Below are 16,325 nucleotides of genomic sequence, written 5' to 3'. Positions count from 1 at the left end.
GTGAACAAGCGCTCCATGGCCGCGGGCTATGCGGGCCTGGACAACGAGCTGTTCTACATGGACAAGACCATGATGGTCTTTGGGGATGCGAAGAAGGTGGTCGAGGACATGGGCAAGGCTGTTGAGTAGCGCCCGTTCCGTGCATCCCCATGTTTGACCATTCCAAAGGCTCATCGATGACCCTCTCCCTCCAAGGCAAGATTGCAGTCGTGACGGGCGCAAGCACCGGCATCGGTTTGGCCATTGCCAAACGGTTTGCAGCCGAAGGCGCAAACGTCGTAATCACCGGCCGGCGCCAGAAAGAACTTGACGTCGCGGTCGCCGACATCGGGGATCAAGCCTCCGGCGTTCGCGCGGATGTCTCCAGCCTGCTGGATCTCGATGCCCTCTTCCAGACCGTCAAGCAACACCATGGACACATCGACGTCTTGGTCGCCAATGCGGGAGGCGGCAGCATGGCTCCGCTTGGCGCGATCACGGAAGAGCTGTTCGACCAGACGTTCAGCACCAACGTGAAGGGGGTGCTCTTCACAGTTCAAAAGGCACTTCCCCTGTTGGCGGATGGCGCGACAGTCATCTTGGTTGGTTCGACCAGTTCGATACATGGCGTACCTGCATTCAGCGTCTACAGCGCATCCAAGGCGGCAATTCGGAACTTCGCTCGCAGCTGGATTCTGGATCTCAAAGGTCGCAACATTCGGATCAATGTCCTCAGCCCCGGACCGACGAAGACGCCTGGGCTGGTGGGCCTGGTGCCGGTCGAACATCAGCAGGGGCTGCTCGACGGCTTTGCAGGCCAGATCCCGATGGGCCGGGTCGGGGAACCCGATGAAATCGGCAAGGCCGCAGTCTTCCTGGCCTCGGACGCATCGAGCTTCGTCACCGGCATCGAGCTGTTCGTCGACGGTGGCATTGCGCAGATCTAGAGCGATGAAGCTTACGAACGTCGTATTCACCCGCGCTTCACCGCTGCACCCCAGCCTCTTCCACTTCCTCCAAGGACCCGACCATGAAACTCGACAACGCCACCGTCCTCGTCACCGGTGCCAACCGCGGCATCGGTCTCGCTTTCGCCCGCGCCGCTCTGGCCCGCGGCGCGCGCAAGGTCTACGCTGGAGCGCGCGACCCCGCCAATGTCACGTTGGCCGGCGTCGAACCGATTCGCCTCGACGTCACCCGGCCCGATGAGATTGCCGCGGCGGCACGCCATTGCGGCGACGTCACGCTGCTGATCAACAACGCCGGTATCGCGACGCTCGGGGGATTCCTCGCCGAGGGCAGTGTCGAGGCCGCCCGCGCTCAGTTCGAGACCAATTTTTTTGGCCCGCTGCGGATGGCGCTCGCCTTCGCGCCAGTGCTCGCCGGGCACGGTGGCGGCGCGATCCTGAACGTCCTGTCGCTCGCGAGCTGGATCACGGCGCCCCGTCTCGCAACCTATGCCGCCACCAAATCGGCCGCCTGGTCACTGACCAACAGTCTGCGCCACGAGCTACGCGCCCAGGGCACCCAGGTACTGGGCTTGCACATGGGGTTCGTGGACACCGACATGGCGCGCGGCAACGATCAGCCCAAGTCCAGCCCCGAGGAGGTGGTGCGCCGCAGCCTCGACGCCCTCGAAGCCGGGGACGAGGAGGTGCTGGCCGACGAGATCACCCGGCAAGTCAAGCAGGGCTTGTCGGCCGAGCCGGGCATCTACCTTCGGACGACCTAAGGCTGAACTGCCTTCCTGGAAGCTGCTGCCCAGCACCTATCTGATTGAACGGTGACCCGAGACCATAGACATGACAGAAGCTCAAACCGGCACCAAGCCCATCCCCGAGTCTCATGCATTCGACGTGGCTGCGCTGCTGGCCTATCTCGAGCCGCGGGTCGACGGCTTCCAGGGCCCACTCACGGTCGAGCAATTCAAGGGCGGGCAATCGAACCCAACCTACAAGCTCAGCACGCCGGAGCGCTCTTACGTGATGCGCTGCAAGCCCGGCCCGGCGGCGAAGCTGCTGACCTCGGCGCATGCGATCGATCGTGAATTCACGGTGATGCGGGCGCTGCGCGCGACCGACGTGCCGGTCCCGGACATGTACCTGCTGTGCGAAGATGAATCTGTGATCGGCTGCGCCTTCTACGTGATGGAGTACCTGGCCGGCCGCGTGATGTGGGACCAATCGATCCCCGATGGCGACCACACGCGGCGGACCCGAATCTACGACGAGATGAACCGCGTGATCGCCGCGCTGCACAACGTGGATGTCAAGGCAGCGGGTCTCGAGAACTACGGCAAACCGGGCAACTATTTCGAGCGCCAGATCGGCCGCTGGACGAAGCAGTACCAGGCTTCGATCACGCAGCCGATTCCCGAGATGGACAAGTTGATGGACTGGCTCCCCGCGCACATACCGGCCAGCGCGCGCGACGAGAGTCAGGTGTCGATCGTGCACGGCGACTACCGGCTCGACAATCTGATGTTCCACGCCACCGAGCCTCGCGCGATTGCAGTGCTCGACTGGGAGCTCTCGACCATCGGCCATCCGCTGGCCGACTTGAGCTACCACTGCATGTCGTGGCACATCCAGCCGGGCCCTACTCTCGGCATTCGCGGCCTCGACCTCGCTGCCCTCGGCATCCCCGACGAGAAGAGCTATGTGCGCCGCTACTGCGAGCGAACCGGCCGCGCCGATCCCGACGCCGTGATGGCCGATTGGAACTTCTACCTCGCCTACAACATGTTCCGCCTCGCCGGCATCCTGCAAGGAATTGCCAAACGTGTGGAGACGGGGACAGCGTCGAGCGCGCAGGCAAGGCAAGCGAGCGCCGGTGCGCGGCCGCTTGCGCAGATGGGTTGGGCGCTTGCGCAATGCGCTTGAACGAGTGCGCGCCTACTCCGGCGATGCCCTCAGCCAGTGCAGGCGATTTCTCATCATCAACGAGAGCTTGCAAAAGGCGTCAGATCCTCTTGCCGCGACCACGTTCAGGCGGTGAAAACGACTATCCTTCTCTATGCAACAAGGAATGCCTATGAGCCAGCCTCCTCCATCGGAATCAGCTCTGGGCTCAATTGGAAATACACCCGTCGTAAAACTTCGCCGAGTGGTACCGGGCGGCAGTGCATCTGTATACGTGAAGTTGGAGTACTTCAATCCAACAGGTTCATACAAGGATCGCATGGCGAAGACAATGATCGAGCAAGCAGAGGCCCGAGGGACTCTCAAGCCAGGCATGACTGTCGTCGAAGCAAGCGGGGGAAGCACCGGTTCGTCTCTTGCGTTTGTCTGTGCCGTCAAGGGCTATCGATTTCGCATCGTTTCATCCAACGCATTTGCCCAAGAGAAACTGAAAACGATGGCTGCGTTCGGCGCAGAGGTTGAGCTGATTCACAGTCCGTCTGGCAAGATCTCGGCAGACTTGATTCCTTCGATGATTCAGCGATCGAAAGCGATCGCCGACGAGGGCAATTGCTATCTGACGGATCAGTTCAACAACCGTGATGCACTCATTGGGTACGAGCAGATCGGGGTCGAACTCGCCAAGCAGTTTCCAAACGGCATTTCGGCCTTCTGCGGAGCAGTAGGAGTTGCGGGCATGGTAATGGGGGTGTCGAGAGCCCTCAAAGCAGCTGCCCAAGGTACGCGAATTGTCGTCCTCGAGCCTGCTACTTCGCCCCTTATATCTCGCGGCCATGCCGGCGAGCACCATGTCGAGGGGATTGGCATCGGCTTCGTTCCACCGCTGCTGGATCGAGAGCTCTATGACGAAGTACGGGCAATCTCCGAAGACGAGGCGCGTCGGATGTGCCGGCGCCTGGCGAGCGAAGAAGGATTGCTTGCCGGGACATCGACCGGCCTGAACGTGACCGCGGCAATACAGCTCGCTCGTGAACTTGGACCCGATGCAACAGTCGTCACGGTCGCATCGGATACGGGCCTCAAATACATGAACGGCAATCTCTTCTCCGCGCCTTCTGCATAGTGAGGGATGGAAAAAAACGCAGCGTTTAAGCCGCGGGCTCCGGTGCGTTTTTCAACTCAGCGGCGGTGGTCGCATCGGGAAAATTCTTACCCGCGTCATGCAACGATATCTTCGCGGTTTCCGGCAACATCAATCCACCCATCAATCCCATCACCGCGATCACGACCAAATACAACGCAGGCGACATGTTGTTGCCCGTCGTCGTGATCAGCCAGGTGGCGACGAGCGGCGCCGTGCCGCCAAACACCGTGAAGGCCAGGTTGAAGGTCGTCGCCGAAGCGGTATAGCGCGTGCGCGTTGGGAACACCTCGGATAGCAACGGCGGCGTGACCACGTTCGCCAACACCGCGCCAATCGCCAGCAAGCACACGCCCATTACCGACGGCGAAAAATGCCCCGAACCCACCAGCGAGAACGATGGATAGACCGTTACGATCAGGATGGCGCACGCGGTCAACATGGTTTTCCGGCGGCCTGCCCAGTCCGAATACAGACCTGCGAGCGGACACAGCGCCGCCGCGAACAACAACGCAATCACCGTGATCAGCAGCGACGTCGCTCGATTCAACCCGCCCGCCACTTGCAGGTGGGTCGCGAAGTAGGTGGTGAACATGTAGAACGACACCGCCGTCACCGAGATGAACGCGCCCAGTTTCAGAATGCCCGCTGCCTGTGTGCGCAGCGTGTCGCGCAACGGCGCATGCGCCACCTTGTGCTCGCCTTCGAGCGCGCGAAAAGCCGGGGTTTCGCTGAGATTCATCCGTAGGTAAAGACCGATCAGCCCGGTGGGCGCGGCGGCCAGAAACGGTATACGCCAGCCCCAGGTGCTCATGGCATCCGCGGAAAGCGAAGCATCGAGCGCGTAGGCCACGACCGCAGCCAACGCGAAGGACGTGAACGTCGATATGGGTAGAAAGCTACCGTAACTGGCCCGCTTGTGCTGTGGCGCATGCTCCATCACGTAGGCGCACGCGCCGGCATATTCGCCGCCGGCGGAGAAACCCTGAACGCAGCGGAGGACCGTGAGCAGGAATGGCGCGAACGCGCCGATCGCGGCATACGTCGGCAACAAACCGATCAGCGTGGTTGCCCCGGCCATCATCAGGATGGTCAGCGCGAGAGTGCGCTTGCGGCCAATGCGGTCACCAACCACGCCAAAAAATATGCCGCCCAGCGGCCGGAATGCGAATGCCACCGCGAAAACTGCGAAGGTCTTGAGCAGCCCGACTGCCGGATCGCTGCTCGGGAAAAACTCCCGCGTGAGAATGGTTGCGAGAAATCCATATGCGGCAAAGTCGAACCATTCAACGAAATTGCCGAACGATGCCGCGAAGATCACCTTACGCAGCGTTTTCAGATCAACTTCAGGGGGTGATGCCTTTGGCGTTGTCGACATTCGATGATTCCCGGGGAAATAGGACGGTAATGGAGGATGGCTTTCCGAGCGAGCTGGCATGCCGGAAACGCGCTGGTGGGGTCCCCTCAAGTAGACGCGACCGTAAGTTCTACTCCTAGGACGATCGAGTCACGATGATTGGACCCAAGCGACATCGAAGCCGGGAGCTACCCGTGCCAAGCCATGAACCGCCCTTGGTCAGCCCAGATCCTTGTTCGGGTTGACCAGGTATTTCTCGCCCGTTGCCGCCTTGCCGTAGACCGCGATGGCGTCGAGCTGCAGCGCTTCAGCCATCGACACCTTGCGCGTGTGGTGGCTCGCGAAGGTGGTCTTGAGTTCGGATGCCACGCGTTGCTTCAGCCGCTCGGCCTCGGCCGCGCCGACCTTCTGCAGAAACGGGAACAGCAGCCAGCCGCCCATGCCCCACATCATGCCGAAGCCGCGGGTGAATTCCGTCGCCCCCCGATCGAGGCTGCCGTAGATGTAGACCTGCTTGTGCACGGTCGAGCCGTAGCGGCTGTATTCCTTCGCGTTGCGGTTCGCGGCGGCTTCCATCGCCATGAGGATCTGGCCGGCCAGCTTGCCGCCGCCGATGGCGTCGAAGGCCAGCGTTGCGCCGGTCTCGGCCAGCGCATTCGTCAGGTCGTCCATGAAGGTCGGCGACGTGCTGTTGCAGACATGCTTCGCGCCGAGTTCGCGCAGCAGCGTCTCGTGCTCGGGCTTGCGCACGATGTTGACGAGGCCGATCCCGTCTTTCAGGCAGACCTTGTTGAGCATCTGCCCCAGGTTCGACGCCGCCGCGGTGTGGACCAGCGCGGTGTGGCCTTCCCGCTTCATCGTCTCGATCATGCCGAGGGAGGTGACCGGATTGACGAACCATGAGGCGCCCTCGGCGGCTGTCGTGCCCTCGGGCAGTGGCAGGCACTGCCCGACGTTGACTGCGCAGTACTGCGAATACATCGCGCCCCCGATCACGCCCACAGTCTTGCCGAGCAAGGCCTGCGCGGCCGGTGAACGCCCGGCGCCGACCACGACGCCGGCGCCTTCGTAGCCGACCGGCACCGACTCGTTCAGACGGCCCGCCACGGCCGCCAGCATGCGCGGCGGCACGGTGGCGGTGATGACCGGGCGGTCGGCCGTGCCGGAAGCCTTCGCGGTCGACATGTCGGCCATGCCGAATAGCACCATCAGGTCCGACGGATTCATCGGGGCCGCGTCGATGCGCACGAGCACCTCGTCGGCTTTCGGTTCGGGCATCGGCACCTCGGCGAGCGAGAGTTCAAGCTCGCCGCCGGTGCGGACGATGGAGCGGAGTTGCAGCGGCATGTGAGTGTCTTGTGAGTTGGACGAAGTCGGGTTCATGGAAGCTGAACGCCTCCGATCACCAGGACTCGCGGAACGGCCGCACTTCGGTCAGGAACGACCAGGCCGAACGTGGCTGGTGGGTGACGTGCCAGACCTCTTCGGCGATGTCGGATGGCTTGATGAAAAACTCATCCGGCTTATCCGCCATCCGCGCGCGGGCCCAAGGCACGTCGATGACAGCATCGATCATCATGAAGGACACGTGCACGCCCCGGGGCCCCATCTCGCGGGCGATAGACTCGGCCAGAATGCGCTGCGCTGCCTTGCTTGGCGCAAAGCCGGCAAAGGCGGCCTTGCCACGAACGGCTGACGTGTTGCCGGTGACCAGCAAGGCGCCGCCCCCTGCTGCCTCCATCCGCGGCGCCGCCCACCGGGCCAGGTGCAGCAGGGCCATGACATTGATCTGGAAATTCTGCTGGAGGACTTGCGGGTCGATGTCGAGGAAGTTGCCAAAGGCGCCACCCACGGCGTTGTGGATCACCACCTTGGGGACACCGGCACGTTGTTCGATGGCATCGAGGGCGGCCGCCAGCGCCGCAGGGTCGGCCACATCGCAGGGAACCGCAAAAGCGTTTGGAAGTTCGCGCTCGAGATCGGTCAAGCGCTCGGCTGTGCGCGCGAGCATGGCCACCTGGTAGCCGCCATCGTGGAACCTCCGGACCATTGCCGAGCCGGTGCCCGGGCCTACGCCGGTGATGATGACAAGCGGCCTCATGCGGCCTGCTCCAGGCGAGCTTGCACGAAGTGCAGGCGGTCATTGCCGAAGAACATGTCGTCCCCTACGAACAGGGTCGGCGCGCCGAACACGCCGCGCGACGCCGCCCCTGTAGTTGCCTCGTCCAGCAGGGCCTGCGCGGCCGGCGAGTCCATCCGCGATTCAAGCGCCTGAGCGTCGAGTCCTGCGGCGCCCAATAGGGCCGCGACCTCGGCCGCCGTCGCCAGCGGCGCCGGAGCCGACCAAAACGCGTTGAAGATCGCGTCCACCGCCGCGGGCATCGCGCCCATTTGTCCGGCCACGAGGGTGGCGCGCAAAAGCCGGCTGGCGTCGATCTCCGAGCCCTGGGGATGCCGGTTGAGTGGAACCCCATAGTGGGCAGCCCATCGGCCCATGTCGGTCATCACGTAGCGGCCTTTGGGTGCGCAGGTGATGCTCGTCGGCACGTTCCCCACCGCTTTCATCAGGGCCCCAATTTCGAACGGATGGAAGGCGATCGCGACATCCATTTTCCGGACCTGAGACAGTGCCAGGAAGCTGTAGGGGCTGCGATAGTCGAAGTAGAAGTCGATCGTTTTCATTCGGGGTTCCTTTGATGCAATCCGTGGTTGTGAATGATGTTTAGCGTCCGCGGCCGGCTCAGCGCTCGATTGCGAACTTCGTGAGATAGGGGCCGAACTCCGGCGCAAAGGCCGGATCGTTGGCGAGGCGATCGAAGTGCGCCATGGCGCGGGGAAACCGCTCACGGGCGTTGTCCAGGAACGGCGCCTTGCCAAGCGCAACCAGCGCTTCGCTGCGGCCCAGTTCATTGTGGAAAAGGGCGAGTTCACAGGCGAAGCAGATGTCGGCCAAACTCACCTCCTCGCCGACAAGCGCCCGGCGAGCCGGCTCCAACGCACGGTCGATCCCGGTCATGTAGGTCGTGAACGCCTCGTCGGCGCGAGCGTGGACGTCCGCTGCGAGTTCGGAGCCTTGCATGGCGAGAAGGTAAATCTGCGCATCGCGACCGAACACCAGGCTGACATCCAGAAAGCTGTCGATCCGCGAGGCCTCGAACGGATCGCGGCCATATAGCCCGCTTCGTTTAGCCTGGCGCGCGACTGCGCGCATGATGCTGTTGGATTCGAAAATGCCGACCTGCCCGTCCCCGCTGAAAGCCGCGGGCACCGTTCCGAACGGCTGAGCTACAAGAAAGGCGTCGGTCTTGTAGAGCTTGCGGCCCTTGAACCCGATGCGGCCCATACGTTCAGCGGCGGCGCGTTCCTCGACGGAAACTTCGCCCAACGGACGGGCATCGAAGTCCCATAGCCAGTCCACGAGTTCGCCGCCCGCAGCGCCCCGCACTTCCAACTCGACACCGCCGATTCGCGCGGCGATGACCGCCTTCCACACACGAGGATTGGGCAGGTAGGAAAAGATCCGCACCTGGGCCATTGCGCTGTCTCCATGGTGCGCCGTCAAGCCGGTGGCGCAGTTGTTCGTCCAGCGGTCTGTGGGGTCGGCAACTGCCGACACCATCCACTGTTCATGCCCCATTCTGCATGACAACCATCATCCTGTCTATCGCGTTGCTTGGCCAAGAACTGTTTCACCGGCACTGGTTACCCCGCAGACGGGATGCATCGAAAGCCTGGTGCCTCCGGTGTTGTGGACTTGGCCGCTGTCGCCAAAGCAGCACCCGACGGCAACACGCTGCTCTATGGCTTTAATCAACTGGTGACGTTCAATCCGAGCGAGGCCGCGCGCCGGGAACTGGGTTTTTATGCAAGCTACCGTGCAAGTTTACGAGTGCCGGCTTGCATGCTTCTCGCATGCAGTGATGTGAATTTCAACCCCTATTTTGTTTAGGAATTTTCATGTCCATCCCCCGAAGAACCGCTCTCAAAACGGCATGCGCATCGGCCATCGGCTGCATGAGCGCCACACCCTGGACCTTGGCGCGGGCCGACCAAGCGCTCAAGATCGTTTCGCCTTTTAACGCGGGCGGGGTTAATGACGTATTGGCACGAGCCTTGGCTAAACCACTGGGCGACCTGCTGCACCAAAACGTAATTGTGGAGAACAGACCGGGTGCGGGCGGCAGCATCGGTGCCGGTTATGTCGCTCGGTCGGCACCTGACGGCAACACCTTGCTTCTGGGCATCGTCGATACGCAGTCGATTATTCAGTTCATCTACCGCAAACTGCCTTACAACCCTGAAACCGATTTGCGCCCGGTGAGTTTGATCTCCCATATTCCCATCGTGCTGATGGTGGGCCAATCACTGGACCAGATCCGTAATGTCGCGGATTTGACCCGGCTGGCCAAGAGCCGGCCCGGCGGCATCAGCTATGCGAGCTGGGGCGTGGGCAGCATCGTCCATCTCGCCATGGAACGGCTGGCAACGGCCTTGGGCCTTGCACTGCTCCACGTGCCTTTTTCGGGCCAAGCACCCGCCGTGCAAGCCGTGCTCAGCAAACAGGTGGACATGATGTTCGTTCCTGCGGGCGCCGCCGACGCCGGATCCAAGGATGGCCGGGCCAGGATTCTGGCGAGTGCAACGGCCACGCGCCTGGACCTGTTGCCGCAGATTCCCACACTCAAGGAACTGGGCGTCGACCTGTCGATGGGGCTCTGGCAGGCGCTGTATGCGCCGGCCGGCACATCTGCTGCGAAGGTGGACGAACTGACGAGTGCCGTGCACAAGGCCATGCAGGACAAGGCGTTCGTCGACGTGCTGCGTGTGCAAGGCGCCAAACCTGATCCCACCTCCGCCGACGGATTGCGCAAGCTGCAGAGCGAAGAGCGCCAGGTGTACGGCGCACTGGTCAAGCGACTCGACATCCGGATCGACTAGGTGTGATGTGCGCCAAAGGAAACGCGGCGCGGCCAAGGTCGCGGCTCAGGCTTTGTCCTGCTTGCCTGAGAGCGCCCGCACATTGGGCTCGTTAGCCGCCACCAGCTGCTCGCGCACGCTACGGAGCAGGTCGTCCGAACGGGCGGGGTCTGTCATCGCCCGCGACAGGGCCAGAGCACCCACCATGGCGCTGACGGCCAACATCGCTCTGGAATCGTCGTCGTCGCCAAGGTGGCGCCGAGCGGCGGCAATATAGTCCTCGATAGAGCCGGCCATGATCGACTTGGACTGGTCATCGGCGCGTCCGACATCGGAGATCAACGCCGAGACTGCGCACCCAGTGCTGCGGGAGTCCCGATGCCTGGTGCTCAGATAGTCGCTGACGAAGCCGGCGAAGCCGAGCGGACGCGCTGATTTCTGCCTCACCGCCGACCGACGCACACCATCAACCAGGGCGCGCCTGAGCGCCTGGGCGAGCAAGTCCGCACGAGATGCAAAATGGCCGTAGAAGCCGCCATGCGTGAGGTTCACGCTCTTCATGAGCTTGCCCACGCTCACCGACTCGAGTCCGCCGTCTCGAATCTGGTCGGCGGCCTCCTTCAGTATCCGCTCTCGACTTTGCGCTTTTTCGGCCTGCGAATGTCCCAAGGCAAATGCCCCCATGCAATCCGACCATCTGGATGACGGTCGACATCCCATTGTAGACATGGTGATCGGGCGATGCATTCGGCCCTGGAGCATCGCTTGCGCCGCCGCTTTAAGCCACCGAGAGCAGTGCTCGAACCAACTGCTGCGGCATGGACAGAAACGGGCTGTGATCCGAGTCCAGGTGCAGCACCTGCGTCTTGTTGGCAGGCGTCGCGGTGTCCGCCTGCGCCACCATCAGGTCCTGGAGCGCCGGCGGGATGGTGTTGTCCGAACTGGTCCGGATGTAAGTACGCGGGATGGCTCCCCAGCGCTGCACCGACGTCGCAATTGGCGTGACCATCGCACCTATCGGAATGTCCGGCGACAGCAGATTGAGAGCGGCGCGCGCTGCTACAGGGTCCACTTTCCCGTAGAACAGGTTGATAAGCCCCGCGCGATAGCTATCGTCCGTGGATGCGGGGTCGAGTCGCAGGGCGCCGGTGACGCCAGGATCGCTGCGCAGCAGCGGTGTCAAAAGCGATGGCGGTGCCTGTTCATCTGGGGGGAATGCCACCATCGGCTGGCCGTCCTTGGGCATGAATGCGGCGAGGTAAACCAGGCGCGCAATCTTCCCGGCGCCCAGCAGTTCAGCGGCAGCATGCATTGCACCGCCGCCCATGCTGTGACCCACGACGATCGGCGCCGGGAAGCCGGCGGCCAGCAGGGAGTCAACGGCATTGGCCACGGCCCGAGCGTAGTCGGCCAATGTGATACCCGCGACCGGTGAGAGTTCAGTCGCCAGTGCCGCCGTCCGAGGCTGAACGTCGAACGCCGCCGGGAATGCCGCATTGAGGCCATGTCCCGGCAAGTCGATCGCCAGCACCGGGTGGCCGGCGGCAGCCAGCAATGGGCTGATCTTGCCCCAGCACCAGGTGCCGTGCCAGGCCCCGTGAACCAGCAGGAATGGGCTTTTTTTTGGCGAGAGCGCTGGCGCCTGTTCTGCGCGCGTTCCCGAGCAGCCGGTTAAGGCCGCACCGGAGGCTGCAAGGGCAGATGAGATGATGGCGCGTCGAGAAAGAAGCATCGCGATGTCTCCGTGGATGAGGCTCTGGAGCATCGGTGGTGTGCGGCATTGGCCCTACTGCCTCAGCGCAATTCAGCGGATTGCGTGCAAGCAAATCGTTGAATTGGGATTACCCTCTTGTGAGTCGACTACCGCCGGACCATCGTCGTTTCCAGTGAACTCCACAACGCCCTTCCCTCCCATCGAGTTCGATCATGGAGGCACAAGCATGCAGGGCTTCCGTTTGGCGGACAGCCATGATGTCGACGAATCTCCCCTGCAAACCGCGCCTTTTTTTGGCGAATGCCGGCTTCAGCGACTGCGGCTTGACGATGTGTTCCATGGCACGCTCGACTGCGTGCCAATGGGGCCGGTGTCATTCAACCGCACACGCTGGGGCGCGCGTGTTTCGCTCCAACCTGTATCAGAGGCCTTGCAGGGCTACTACCTGATCAGCCTGCCGACTCGAGGAGCCGCGCAAGTACGACAGGGCGGCGAATTGCACCAGCTGGCTGCGCAGAGCCCAGGCGTGTTCAGTCCAATTCGCGCCTTCTCGATGGAAGTGCACGAGGGATATGACCAACTGCTGATCCGCGTTGATAGCTCATTGATTGCAGATGCCTGGCAGGGGCTGACCGGGCGGCCGCTGACGGCACCCTTGGTTTTCGACATGCCCCTGCCTGCGCGACCGCCGCTGATCCAGGCGTGGCATGGCATCGTCGCCCTGGCTGGCATCGCGTCGGCGCTCCCGCTTGCCGGCAAGGCGCGGCAATTCGCGCAAGCATCGCTGGCGGACGCTTTGGCCTCGCTTCTGCTGACCCAGCATGCCCACAACCAGCAGTCCGCGCTCCATGCAGATGCAACCTTTTCAGCTTCGTTGCGGGTTGTCAGGCAGGCCGAGGAGCTGATGATGCGGCGGCTGCAAGCCCACGTTTCGGTGAACGAGCTTTGCATCGAATGCGGCGTGTCTCGTCGCACGCTGTTCGCCGCCTTTCAGTCTTGCCACGGTGTAGGTCCGATGACGTGGCTGCGAGAAAGACGATTGGAAGCGGCGCGGGGCGCGCTGCAAAAGCCGAGCCGCGGCGGAATTCGCGTGGCCGACATCGCTCTCGAGTACGGCTTCACCCATGTCGGGGACTTTGCCGGGGCGTATCGAAGGCAATTCGGCGAGGCGCCATCACAGACGTTGAGGCGCGGCTGGGCTTACGCCTGAGATGCCAAGCGGCTTCAACTCATCGCGGCCGAGCCCCCAACTCCACTCTCGGACTATTACTTCCCCAAACAGCCCGCTCACCACATAGGGATCCGAGGCAAAAAAAGCTCTTGCGGCAGTCTCGTCTTCAGCCACGACAACGAGCATGGTGCCGTTCATCTGACCCGCCGCGTCCAAAGTTGGCCCCCCAAGAACCGCTGTAACGCCATTCGCATCAGGCTGCCTGATGTATGCGCGGTGCCGCTCGCGATTCTCTTGTCGGAGAGACTCCGTGCCAGGCCGATCCGTGGAGAAGATGACGAAGTGACGTGTCGGCTTCATATGATCCGGGCATCGCCCTGCCTGCTCGTTTGCACCACAAGCTCCAATACGAAGTCGAAGTCGAGCACGTGGAAGTGAGTTGATTGCTCGCTGCCATCAGGTGCCTTGCCCGGCGGATGGCGGACGAAATCGCCGATCAGCGAACTGCGAACGCCGAACACGGCATCGCTGTCGAGGTATCGGTCGCCATCGCTGAAGACGTGGGTGATCAGGGTTTCATAGCCCGGCGCCACGATCATGAAGTGCACATGCGCAGGCCGCCAGGGGTGGCGGGCCGTCGCGTTCAGCATGCGCCCAACCGGGCCGTCCGTGGGAATGGGATAGGCCACCGGCATCACACCGCGAAACCACAACCGGCCTGAGGCGTCCGTGCGCAGCACGCCCCGGCCTTGCGCCGCCGAGAGCTCTGCGCGTTGAACGTCGTAGAACCCTTCGGCATCGGCCTGCCAGACGTCCACCTTCGCGTTGGCGATGGGCTCGCCCTTCGGCCCGCGAACCGTGGCCTGCACGAACAGCGGTTCGCCGGCCGCGCCGCCGGAGATGTCATCGCCGAGTTCGAATTCCGGTGCGCCGGGCACGTGAAAAGGACCGAACACCGTGGCCTCGGTCGCCTGCGAACCCTTGGCGTGATTGAGCGCGACGTTCAGCGTGGACAGGCCGAGCGTGTCCGACAGCAGAATGAACTCCTGCCGCTTGCCGTCGCACTTCTGTCCGGTCGCGGTCAGGAATTCGATTCCCGCCATCCATTCCGCCTCCGTCAGCCTCACCTCCCGCGCGAAATCGTGCATGTGGCGCACCAGCGCCGACAAGACCTCCAGAAGCCGGGGATCAGGGCAGCCTGCGAGGCTCGCGAGTACCGCGGGTGTGATGGTGTTCTCGTTGATGTTCCGCATGGATGCCTCTTTTGTGGTGACGGATGGTTCGGGATCGCAACGGCAGCGTTCAGGCGTCGGGCCGAACCAGCTTTCGCTGGGTCGGAAACAGCGACCAGCCCCAGCGCTGCTGGGCATAGCCCCAGAGGCCCTGCTTGAAGAACAGCGTGACGACGATCGCGAGCAAGCCCAACCCGAGCAGGTACCAGGTGCCGTAGTCGCTCAGGAACTTGTTGAGCGCCCAGAAGATGAGCGCGCCCACCAGCGGGCCTTCGATGCGGCCGATGCCGCCGATCACCACCATGAAGATCGCGAAGGCCGACCAGTTGACGCTGAAGGCCGCATCGGGGCTGATGCGCAGGTTGCCGACGAAGTACAGCGCCCCGGCCAGCCCGGCGCCGAAAGCGGCCACCACGTACACCGCGAGCTTCATGCGTTGAACCGGCACGCCCTGCGACTCCGCCGCGACCTCGTTGTCGCGGATCGCCAGCAGTGCCAGGCCGCGCTTGCTGCGCAGGAACAGGTACACCAGCGCAATGGCCGCGACCACGCAGGCCAGCGCCATCCAGTAGGTCACGCTCTCGCGCGTGGCTTTCTCGATGCCGCGCAAGGCGGTGAGCGTGGTGCCGGAGCCGCCGCCTACCGCCGACACATTGGCGAACGAGAGCCGGAACACTTCCGCAATCACCCAGGTACCGATCGCGAAATAACCACCCGACAGCCGGAACGCGACGAACGACACCGGCACCGCTACCAGTGCGGCCGCCAATGCGCCCAGCGGGATCGCGACGAACGGGTTGACCCCCGCGAAGTTGCCCAGCATCAACATCACGTAGCCGCCGAACCCGAAGAAGGCCTGTTGCCCGATGCTCACCATGCCGCCGTAGCCGGCGAGCAGGTTCCACATCATGGCAAAGATGAAATAGCAGGCGATCTCGACGAACTCGCGCATCCAGCTCGACTCGCCCCACCAGGGCAGGCTGGCCGCCAGCAGCACGAGCGCCGCACCAATCGCCAGCGCGGCATGGCTGGCGCGGTTGCCGCGTGCCACGTCGAATGCGGGGTTCGTCATTGCAATGTCGTTGCCCATGGTTAGCCTTTGGTCTTCGGAAAAAGGCCTTGCGGGCGCAGCACCAGCACTGCCAGAAAAACGATGTGCCCGAACCAGATGCCCCAGCCCGGATCGAGCCGAAAGCCGATCTGCTGCGTCAGCCCGAGGATCATGGCGCCGGCCAGCGTGCCCCAGAACGACCCCATGCCGCCGATGATCACGGCCTCGAACGCGAACAGCAGCAGCAGTGGCCCGTCTGATGGCGACACCGTCGTGCGCATGCCCTGCAGCACGCCTGCGATGGCGATCAGAACGAAGGCCATGGCGGTCGCGAGCGCATAGACTTTTCGGGCGTCCAGGCCCATCAGCTCGGCGATCTCGCGGTCGTCCGACACGGCCCGGAACGAGCGGCCCAACGCCGTGTGTGCAAACAGCCACTGCAGTGCCGCGGTCGCGGCCACCGCCACCGCCAGCACGACCAGCGGCAGCACGCCCAGCGAGAGCGCGTCGCCCACCTGCACGCCCTGCGTCGCGAGGCCGCCGATCTCGATCGCGCGCGGGTCGGCCGAGAACACCTCGAGCAACAGGTTCTGGATCACGATCGACAGGCCGAAGGTCACCACCAGCGAAGGCAGCGGATCCTTTCCCAGCGTGCCGTTGAGCACGTAGCGCTGCAGCGCATAGCCGAAGCCGAAAGCGAGCGGCAGCACGGCCAGCGCGACCAGCCCGGGCGCCCCGCCCGTCAACGCGATGCCGCCGATGGCGGTGAACGCGGCCAGGATGATGAAGTCGCCCTGCGCCGTGTTGGTCAGCCGCATCACGCCGAACATGAGCGACTGGCCCAGGGCGAACAGGGTGTAGAGGCCGCCGAGCAGCAGGCCTTGAACGAGGGTTTCGAGCAT

General features: G+C 63.3%; 19 protein-coding genes. 8 read left to right on the top strand and 11 right to left on the bottom strand.

Annotation, left to right across the window (positions count from 1 at the left end; translation table 11 throughout):
• The 5 genes from BLR24_RS27015 to BLR24_RS26995 all read left to right on the top strand — a co-directional run.
• The coding region (locus BLR24_RS27015; RefSeq protein ID WP_139188805.1) for an NAD(P)(+) transhydrogenase (Re/Si-specific) subunit beta at nucleotides 1-129 on the top strand (129 nt) is incomplete at its 5' end.
• Nucleotides 130-176: 47 nt separating this feature from the next.
• Nucleotides 177-926 (top strand): SDR family NAD(P)-dependent oxidoreductase, encoded by a 750-nt coding sequence (locus BLR24_RS27010; RefSeq protein ID WP_093023185.1) that lies wholly within the window; start codon nucleotides 177-179, stop codon nucleotides 924-926.
• Between the two features lie 83 nt (nucleotides 927-1,009).
• Nucleotides 1,010-1,711, top strand: a complete 702-nt coding sequence (locus BLR24_RS27005) for an SDR family oxidoreductase (RefSeq protein WP_093023183.1) — start codon at nucleotides 1,010-1,012, stop codon at nucleotides 1,709-1,711.
• A gap of 70 nt (nucleotides 1,712-1,781) precedes the next feature.
• Nucleotides 1,782-2,861, top strand: coding sequence for a phosphotransferase (locus BLR24_RS27000; RefSeq protein WP_093023181.1), 1,080 nt, complete (start codon nucleotides 1,782-1,784; stop codon nucleotides 2,859-2,861).
• A gap of 151 nt (nucleotides 2,862-3,012) precedes the next feature.
• The gene (locus BLR24_RS26995; protein WP_217636343.1) at nucleotides 3,013-3,963 is read left to right on the top strand and encodes a PLP-dependent cysteine synthase family protein; all 951 of its coding nucleotides are present in this window, start codon (nucleotides 3,013-3,015) and stop codon (nucleotides 3,961-3,963) included.
• A 25-nt stretch (nucleotides 3,964-3,988) separates the two neighbouring features.
• On the opposite strand, the gene BLR24_RS26990 is transcribed toward BLR24_RS26995, so the two are convergent.
• The 5 genes from BLR24_RS26990 to BLR24_RS26970 all read right to left on the bottom strand — a co-directional run bounded on the left by BLR24_RS26990 (nucleotide 3,989) and on the right by BLR24_RS26970 (nucleotide 8,873).
• Nucleotides 3,989-5,359: an MFS transporter gene (locus tag BLR24_RS26990; RefSeq protein ID WP_093023177.1), complete on the bottom strand. Its 1,371-nt coding sequence runs from the start codon at nucleotides 5,357-5,359 to the stop codon at nucleotides 3,989-3,991.
• Between the two features lie 198 nt (nucleotides 5,360-5,557).
• Nucleotides 5,558-6,685 carry a zinc-binding dehydrogenase gene (locus BLR24_RS26985; RefSeq protein ID WP_093023175.1) on the bottom strand — a complete coding sequence of 376 codons (1,128 nt, stop codon included), beginning with the start codon at nucleotides 6,683-6,685 and terminating at the stop codon, nucleotides 5,558-5,560.
• 55 nt (nucleotides 6,686-6,740) lie between these two features.
• Nucleotides 6,741-7,439, bottom strand: coding sequence for an SDR family NAD(P)-dependent oxidoreductase (locus tag BLR24_RS26980; RefSeq protein ID WP_093023172.1), 699 nt, complete (start codon nucleotides 7,437-7,439; stop codon nucleotides 6,741-6,743).
• Nucleotides 7,436-8,020: a 2-hydroxychromene-2-carboxylate isomerase gene (locus BLR24_RS26975; RefSeq protein ID WP_093023170.1), complete on the bottom strand. Its 585-nt coding sequence runs from the start codon at nucleotides 8,018-8,020 to the stop codon at nucleotides 7,436-7,438. Before BLR24_RS26975 ends, BLR24_RS26980 begins: the two co-directional genes overlap by 4 nt.
• 58 nt (nucleotides 8,021-8,078) lie before the next feature.
• The gene (locus BLR24_RS26970; RefSeq protein WP_093023211.1) at nucleotides 8,079-8,873 is read right to left on the bottom strand and encodes a glutathione S-transferase family protein; all 795 of its coding nucleotides are present in this window, start codon (nucleotides 8,871-8,873) and stop codon (nucleotides 8,079-8,081) included.
• Between the two features lie 219 nt (nucleotides 8,874-9,092).
• Here BLR24_RS26970 and BLR24_RS30510 point away from each other — a divergent pair, with 219 nt between their 5' ends.
• Nucleotides 9,093-9,287, top strand: a complete 195-nt coding sequence (locus tag BLR24_RS30510; protein ID WP_139188804.1) for a hypothetical protein — start codon at nucleotides 9,093-9,095, stop codon at nucleotides 9,285-9,287.
• Nucleotides 9,288-9,295: 8 nt separating this feature from the next.
• The gene (locus tag BLR24_RS26965; RefSeq protein WP_093023167.1) at nucleotides 9,296-10,276 is read left to right on the top strand and encodes a Bug family tripartite tricarboxylate transporter substrate binding protein; all 981 of its coding nucleotides are present in this window, start codon (nucleotides 9,296-9,298) and stop codon (nucleotides 10,274-10,276) included.
• Between the two features lie 45 nt (nucleotides 10,277-10,321).
• Here the strand turns inward: BLR24_RS26965 and BLR24_RS26960 are convergent, their stop codons facing one another.
• Nucleotides 10,322-10,939: a TetR/AcrR family transcriptional regulator gene (locus BLR24_RS26960; RefSeq protein WP_175543359.1), complete on the bottom strand. Its 618-nt coding sequence runs from the start codon at nucleotides 10,937-10,939 to the stop codon at nucleotides 10,322-10,324.
• 94 nt (nucleotides 10,940-11,033) lie between these two features.
• On the bottom strand, nucleotides 11,034-12,020 hold the full coding sequence (locus tag BLR24_RS26955) for an alpha/beta fold hydrolase (RefSeq protein WP_093023165.1): 987 nt from the start codon (nucleotides 12,018-12,020) through the stop codon (nucleotides 11,034-11,036).
• Between the two features lie 175 nt (nucleotides 12,021-12,195).
• Here BLR24_RS26955 and BLR24_RS26950 point away from each other — a divergent pair, with 175 nt between their 5' ends.
• The gene (locus BLR24_RS26950) at nucleotides 12,196-13,179 is read left to right on the top strand and encodes an AraC family transcriptional regulator (RefSeq protein WP_175543358.1); all 984 of its coding nucleotides are present in this window, start codon (nucleotides 12,196-12,198) and stop codon (nucleotides 13,177-13,179) included.
• Here BLR24_RS26950 and BLR24_RS26940 read toward each other — a convergent pair.
• The 4 genes from BLR24_RS26940 to BLR24_RS26925 are packed head-to-tail and all read right to left on the bottom strand — an operon-like array spanning nucleotide 13,144 to nucleotide 16,325.
• Nucleotides 13,144-13,500, bottom strand: a complete 357-nt coding sequence (locus tag BLR24_RS26940; RefSeq protein WP_093023163.1) for a YciI family protein — start codon at nucleotides 13,498-13,500, stop codon at nucleotides 13,144-13,146. The genes BLR24_RS26950 and BLR24_RS26940 overlap by 36 nt on opposite strands.
• The gene (locus BLR24_RS26935; protein WP_093023160.1) at nucleotides 13,497-14,393 is read right to left on the bottom strand and encodes an intradiol ring-cleavage dioxygenase; all 897 of its coding nucleotides are present in this window, start codon (nucleotides 14,391-14,393) and stop codon (nucleotides 13,497-13,499) included. The genes BLR24_RS26940 and BLR24_RS26935 overlap by 4 nt, the downstream gene beginning before the upstream one ends.
• 49 nt (nucleotides 14,394-14,442) lie before the next feature.
• Nucleotides 14,443-15,444: a branched-chain amino acid ABC transporter permease gene (locus tag BLR24_RS26930; RefSeq protein WP_093023205.1), complete on the bottom strand. Its 1,002-nt coding sequence runs from the start codon at nucleotides 15,442-15,444 to the stop codon at nucleotides 14,443-14,445.
• 20 nt (nucleotides 15,445-15,464) lie between these two features.
• Nucleotides 15,465-16,325: a branched-chain amino acid ABC transporter permease gene (locus BLR24_RS26925; protein WP_093023158.1), complete on the bottom strand. Its 861-nt coding sequence runs from the start codon at nucleotides 16,323-16,325 to the stop codon at nucleotides 15,465-15,467.

Source organism: Variovorax sp. OV700, from assembly GCF_900099805.1.
Lineage (GTDB): Bacteria > Pseudomonadota > Gammaproteobacteria > Burkholderiales > Burkholderiaceae_C > Variovorax.
Note: the sequence above shows the minus strand (reverse complement) of the source record. Positions and strands in the feature narration are given on the sequence as shown.

Excerpts from the sequence above, each read along its gene's own strand:
- BLR24_RS26930 (WP_093023205.1), bottom strand. The coding sequence starts at position 15,444 with ATGACGAACCCCGCATTCGACGTGGCACGCGGCAACCGCGCCAGCCAT.
- BLR24_RS26980 (WP_093023172.1), bottom strand. The coding sequence starts at position 7,439 with ATGAGGCCGCTTGTCATCATCACCGGCGTAGGCCCGGGCACCGGCTCG.
- BLR24_RS26985 (WP_093023175.1), bottom strand. The coding sequence starts at position 6,685 with ATGCCGCTGCAACTCCGCTCCATCGTCCGCACCGGCGGCGAGCTTGAA.
- BLR24_RS26955 (WP_093023165.1), bottom strand. The coding sequence starts at position 12,020 with ATGCTCCAGAGCCTCATCCACGGAGACATCGCGATGCTTCTTTCTCGA.
- BLR24_RS26960 (WP_175543359.1), bottom strand. The coding sequence starts at position 10,939 with ATGGGGGCATTTGCCTTGGGACATTCGCAGGCCGAAAAAGCGCAAAGT.
- BLR24_RS26990 (WP_093023177.1), bottom strand. The coding sequence starts at position 5,359 with ATGTCGACAACGCCAAAGGCATCACCCCCTGAAGTTGATCTGAAAACG.
- BLR24_RS26935 (WP_093023160.1), bottom strand. The coding sequence starts at position 14,393 with ATGCGGAACATCAACGAGAACACCATCACACCCGCGGTACTCGCGAGC.
- BLR24_RS26965 (WP_093023167.1), top strand. The coding sequence starts at position 9,296 with ATGTCCATCCCCCGAAGAACCGCTCTCAAAACGGCATGCGCATCGGCC.
- BLR24_RS27000 (WP_093023181.1), top strand. The coding sequence starts at position 1,782 with ATGACAGAAGCTCAAACCGGCACCAAGCCCATCCCCGAGTCTCATGCA.
- BLR24_RS27005 (WP_093023183.1), top strand. The coding sequence starts at position 1,010 with ATGAAACTCGACAACGCCACCGTCCTCGTCACCGGTGCCAACCGCGGC.
- BLR24_RS26995 (WP_217636343.1), top strand. The coding sequence starts at position 3,013 with ATGAGCCAGCCTCCTCCATCGGAATCAGCTCTGGGCTCAATTGGAAAT.
- BLR24_RS26975 (WP_093023170.1), bottom strand. The coding sequence starts at position 8,020 with ATGAAAACGATCGACTTCTACTTCGACTATCGCAGCCCCTACAGCTTC.
- BLR24_RS27010 (WP_093023185.1), top strand. The coding sequence starts at position 177 with ATGACCCTCTCCCTCCAAGGCAAGATTGCAGTCGTGACGGGCGCAAGC.
- BLR24_RS26925 (WP_093023158.1), bottom strand. The coding sequence starts at position 16,325 with ATGCTCGAAACCCTCGTTCAAGGCCTGCTGCTCGGCGGCCTCTACACC.
- BLR24_RS26970 (WP_093023211.1), bottom strand. The coding sequence starts at position 8,873 with ATGGCCCAGGTGCGGATCTTTTCCTACCTGCCCAATCCTCGTGTGTGG.
- BLR24_RS26940 (WP_093023163.1), bottom strand. The coding sequence starts at position 13,500 with ATGAAGCCGACACGTCACTTCGTCATCTTCTCCACGGATCGGCCTGGC.
- BLR24_RS26950 (WP_175543358.1), top strand. The coding sequence starts at position 12,196 with ATGCAGGGCTTCCGTTTGGCGGACAGCCATGATGTCGACGAATCTCCC.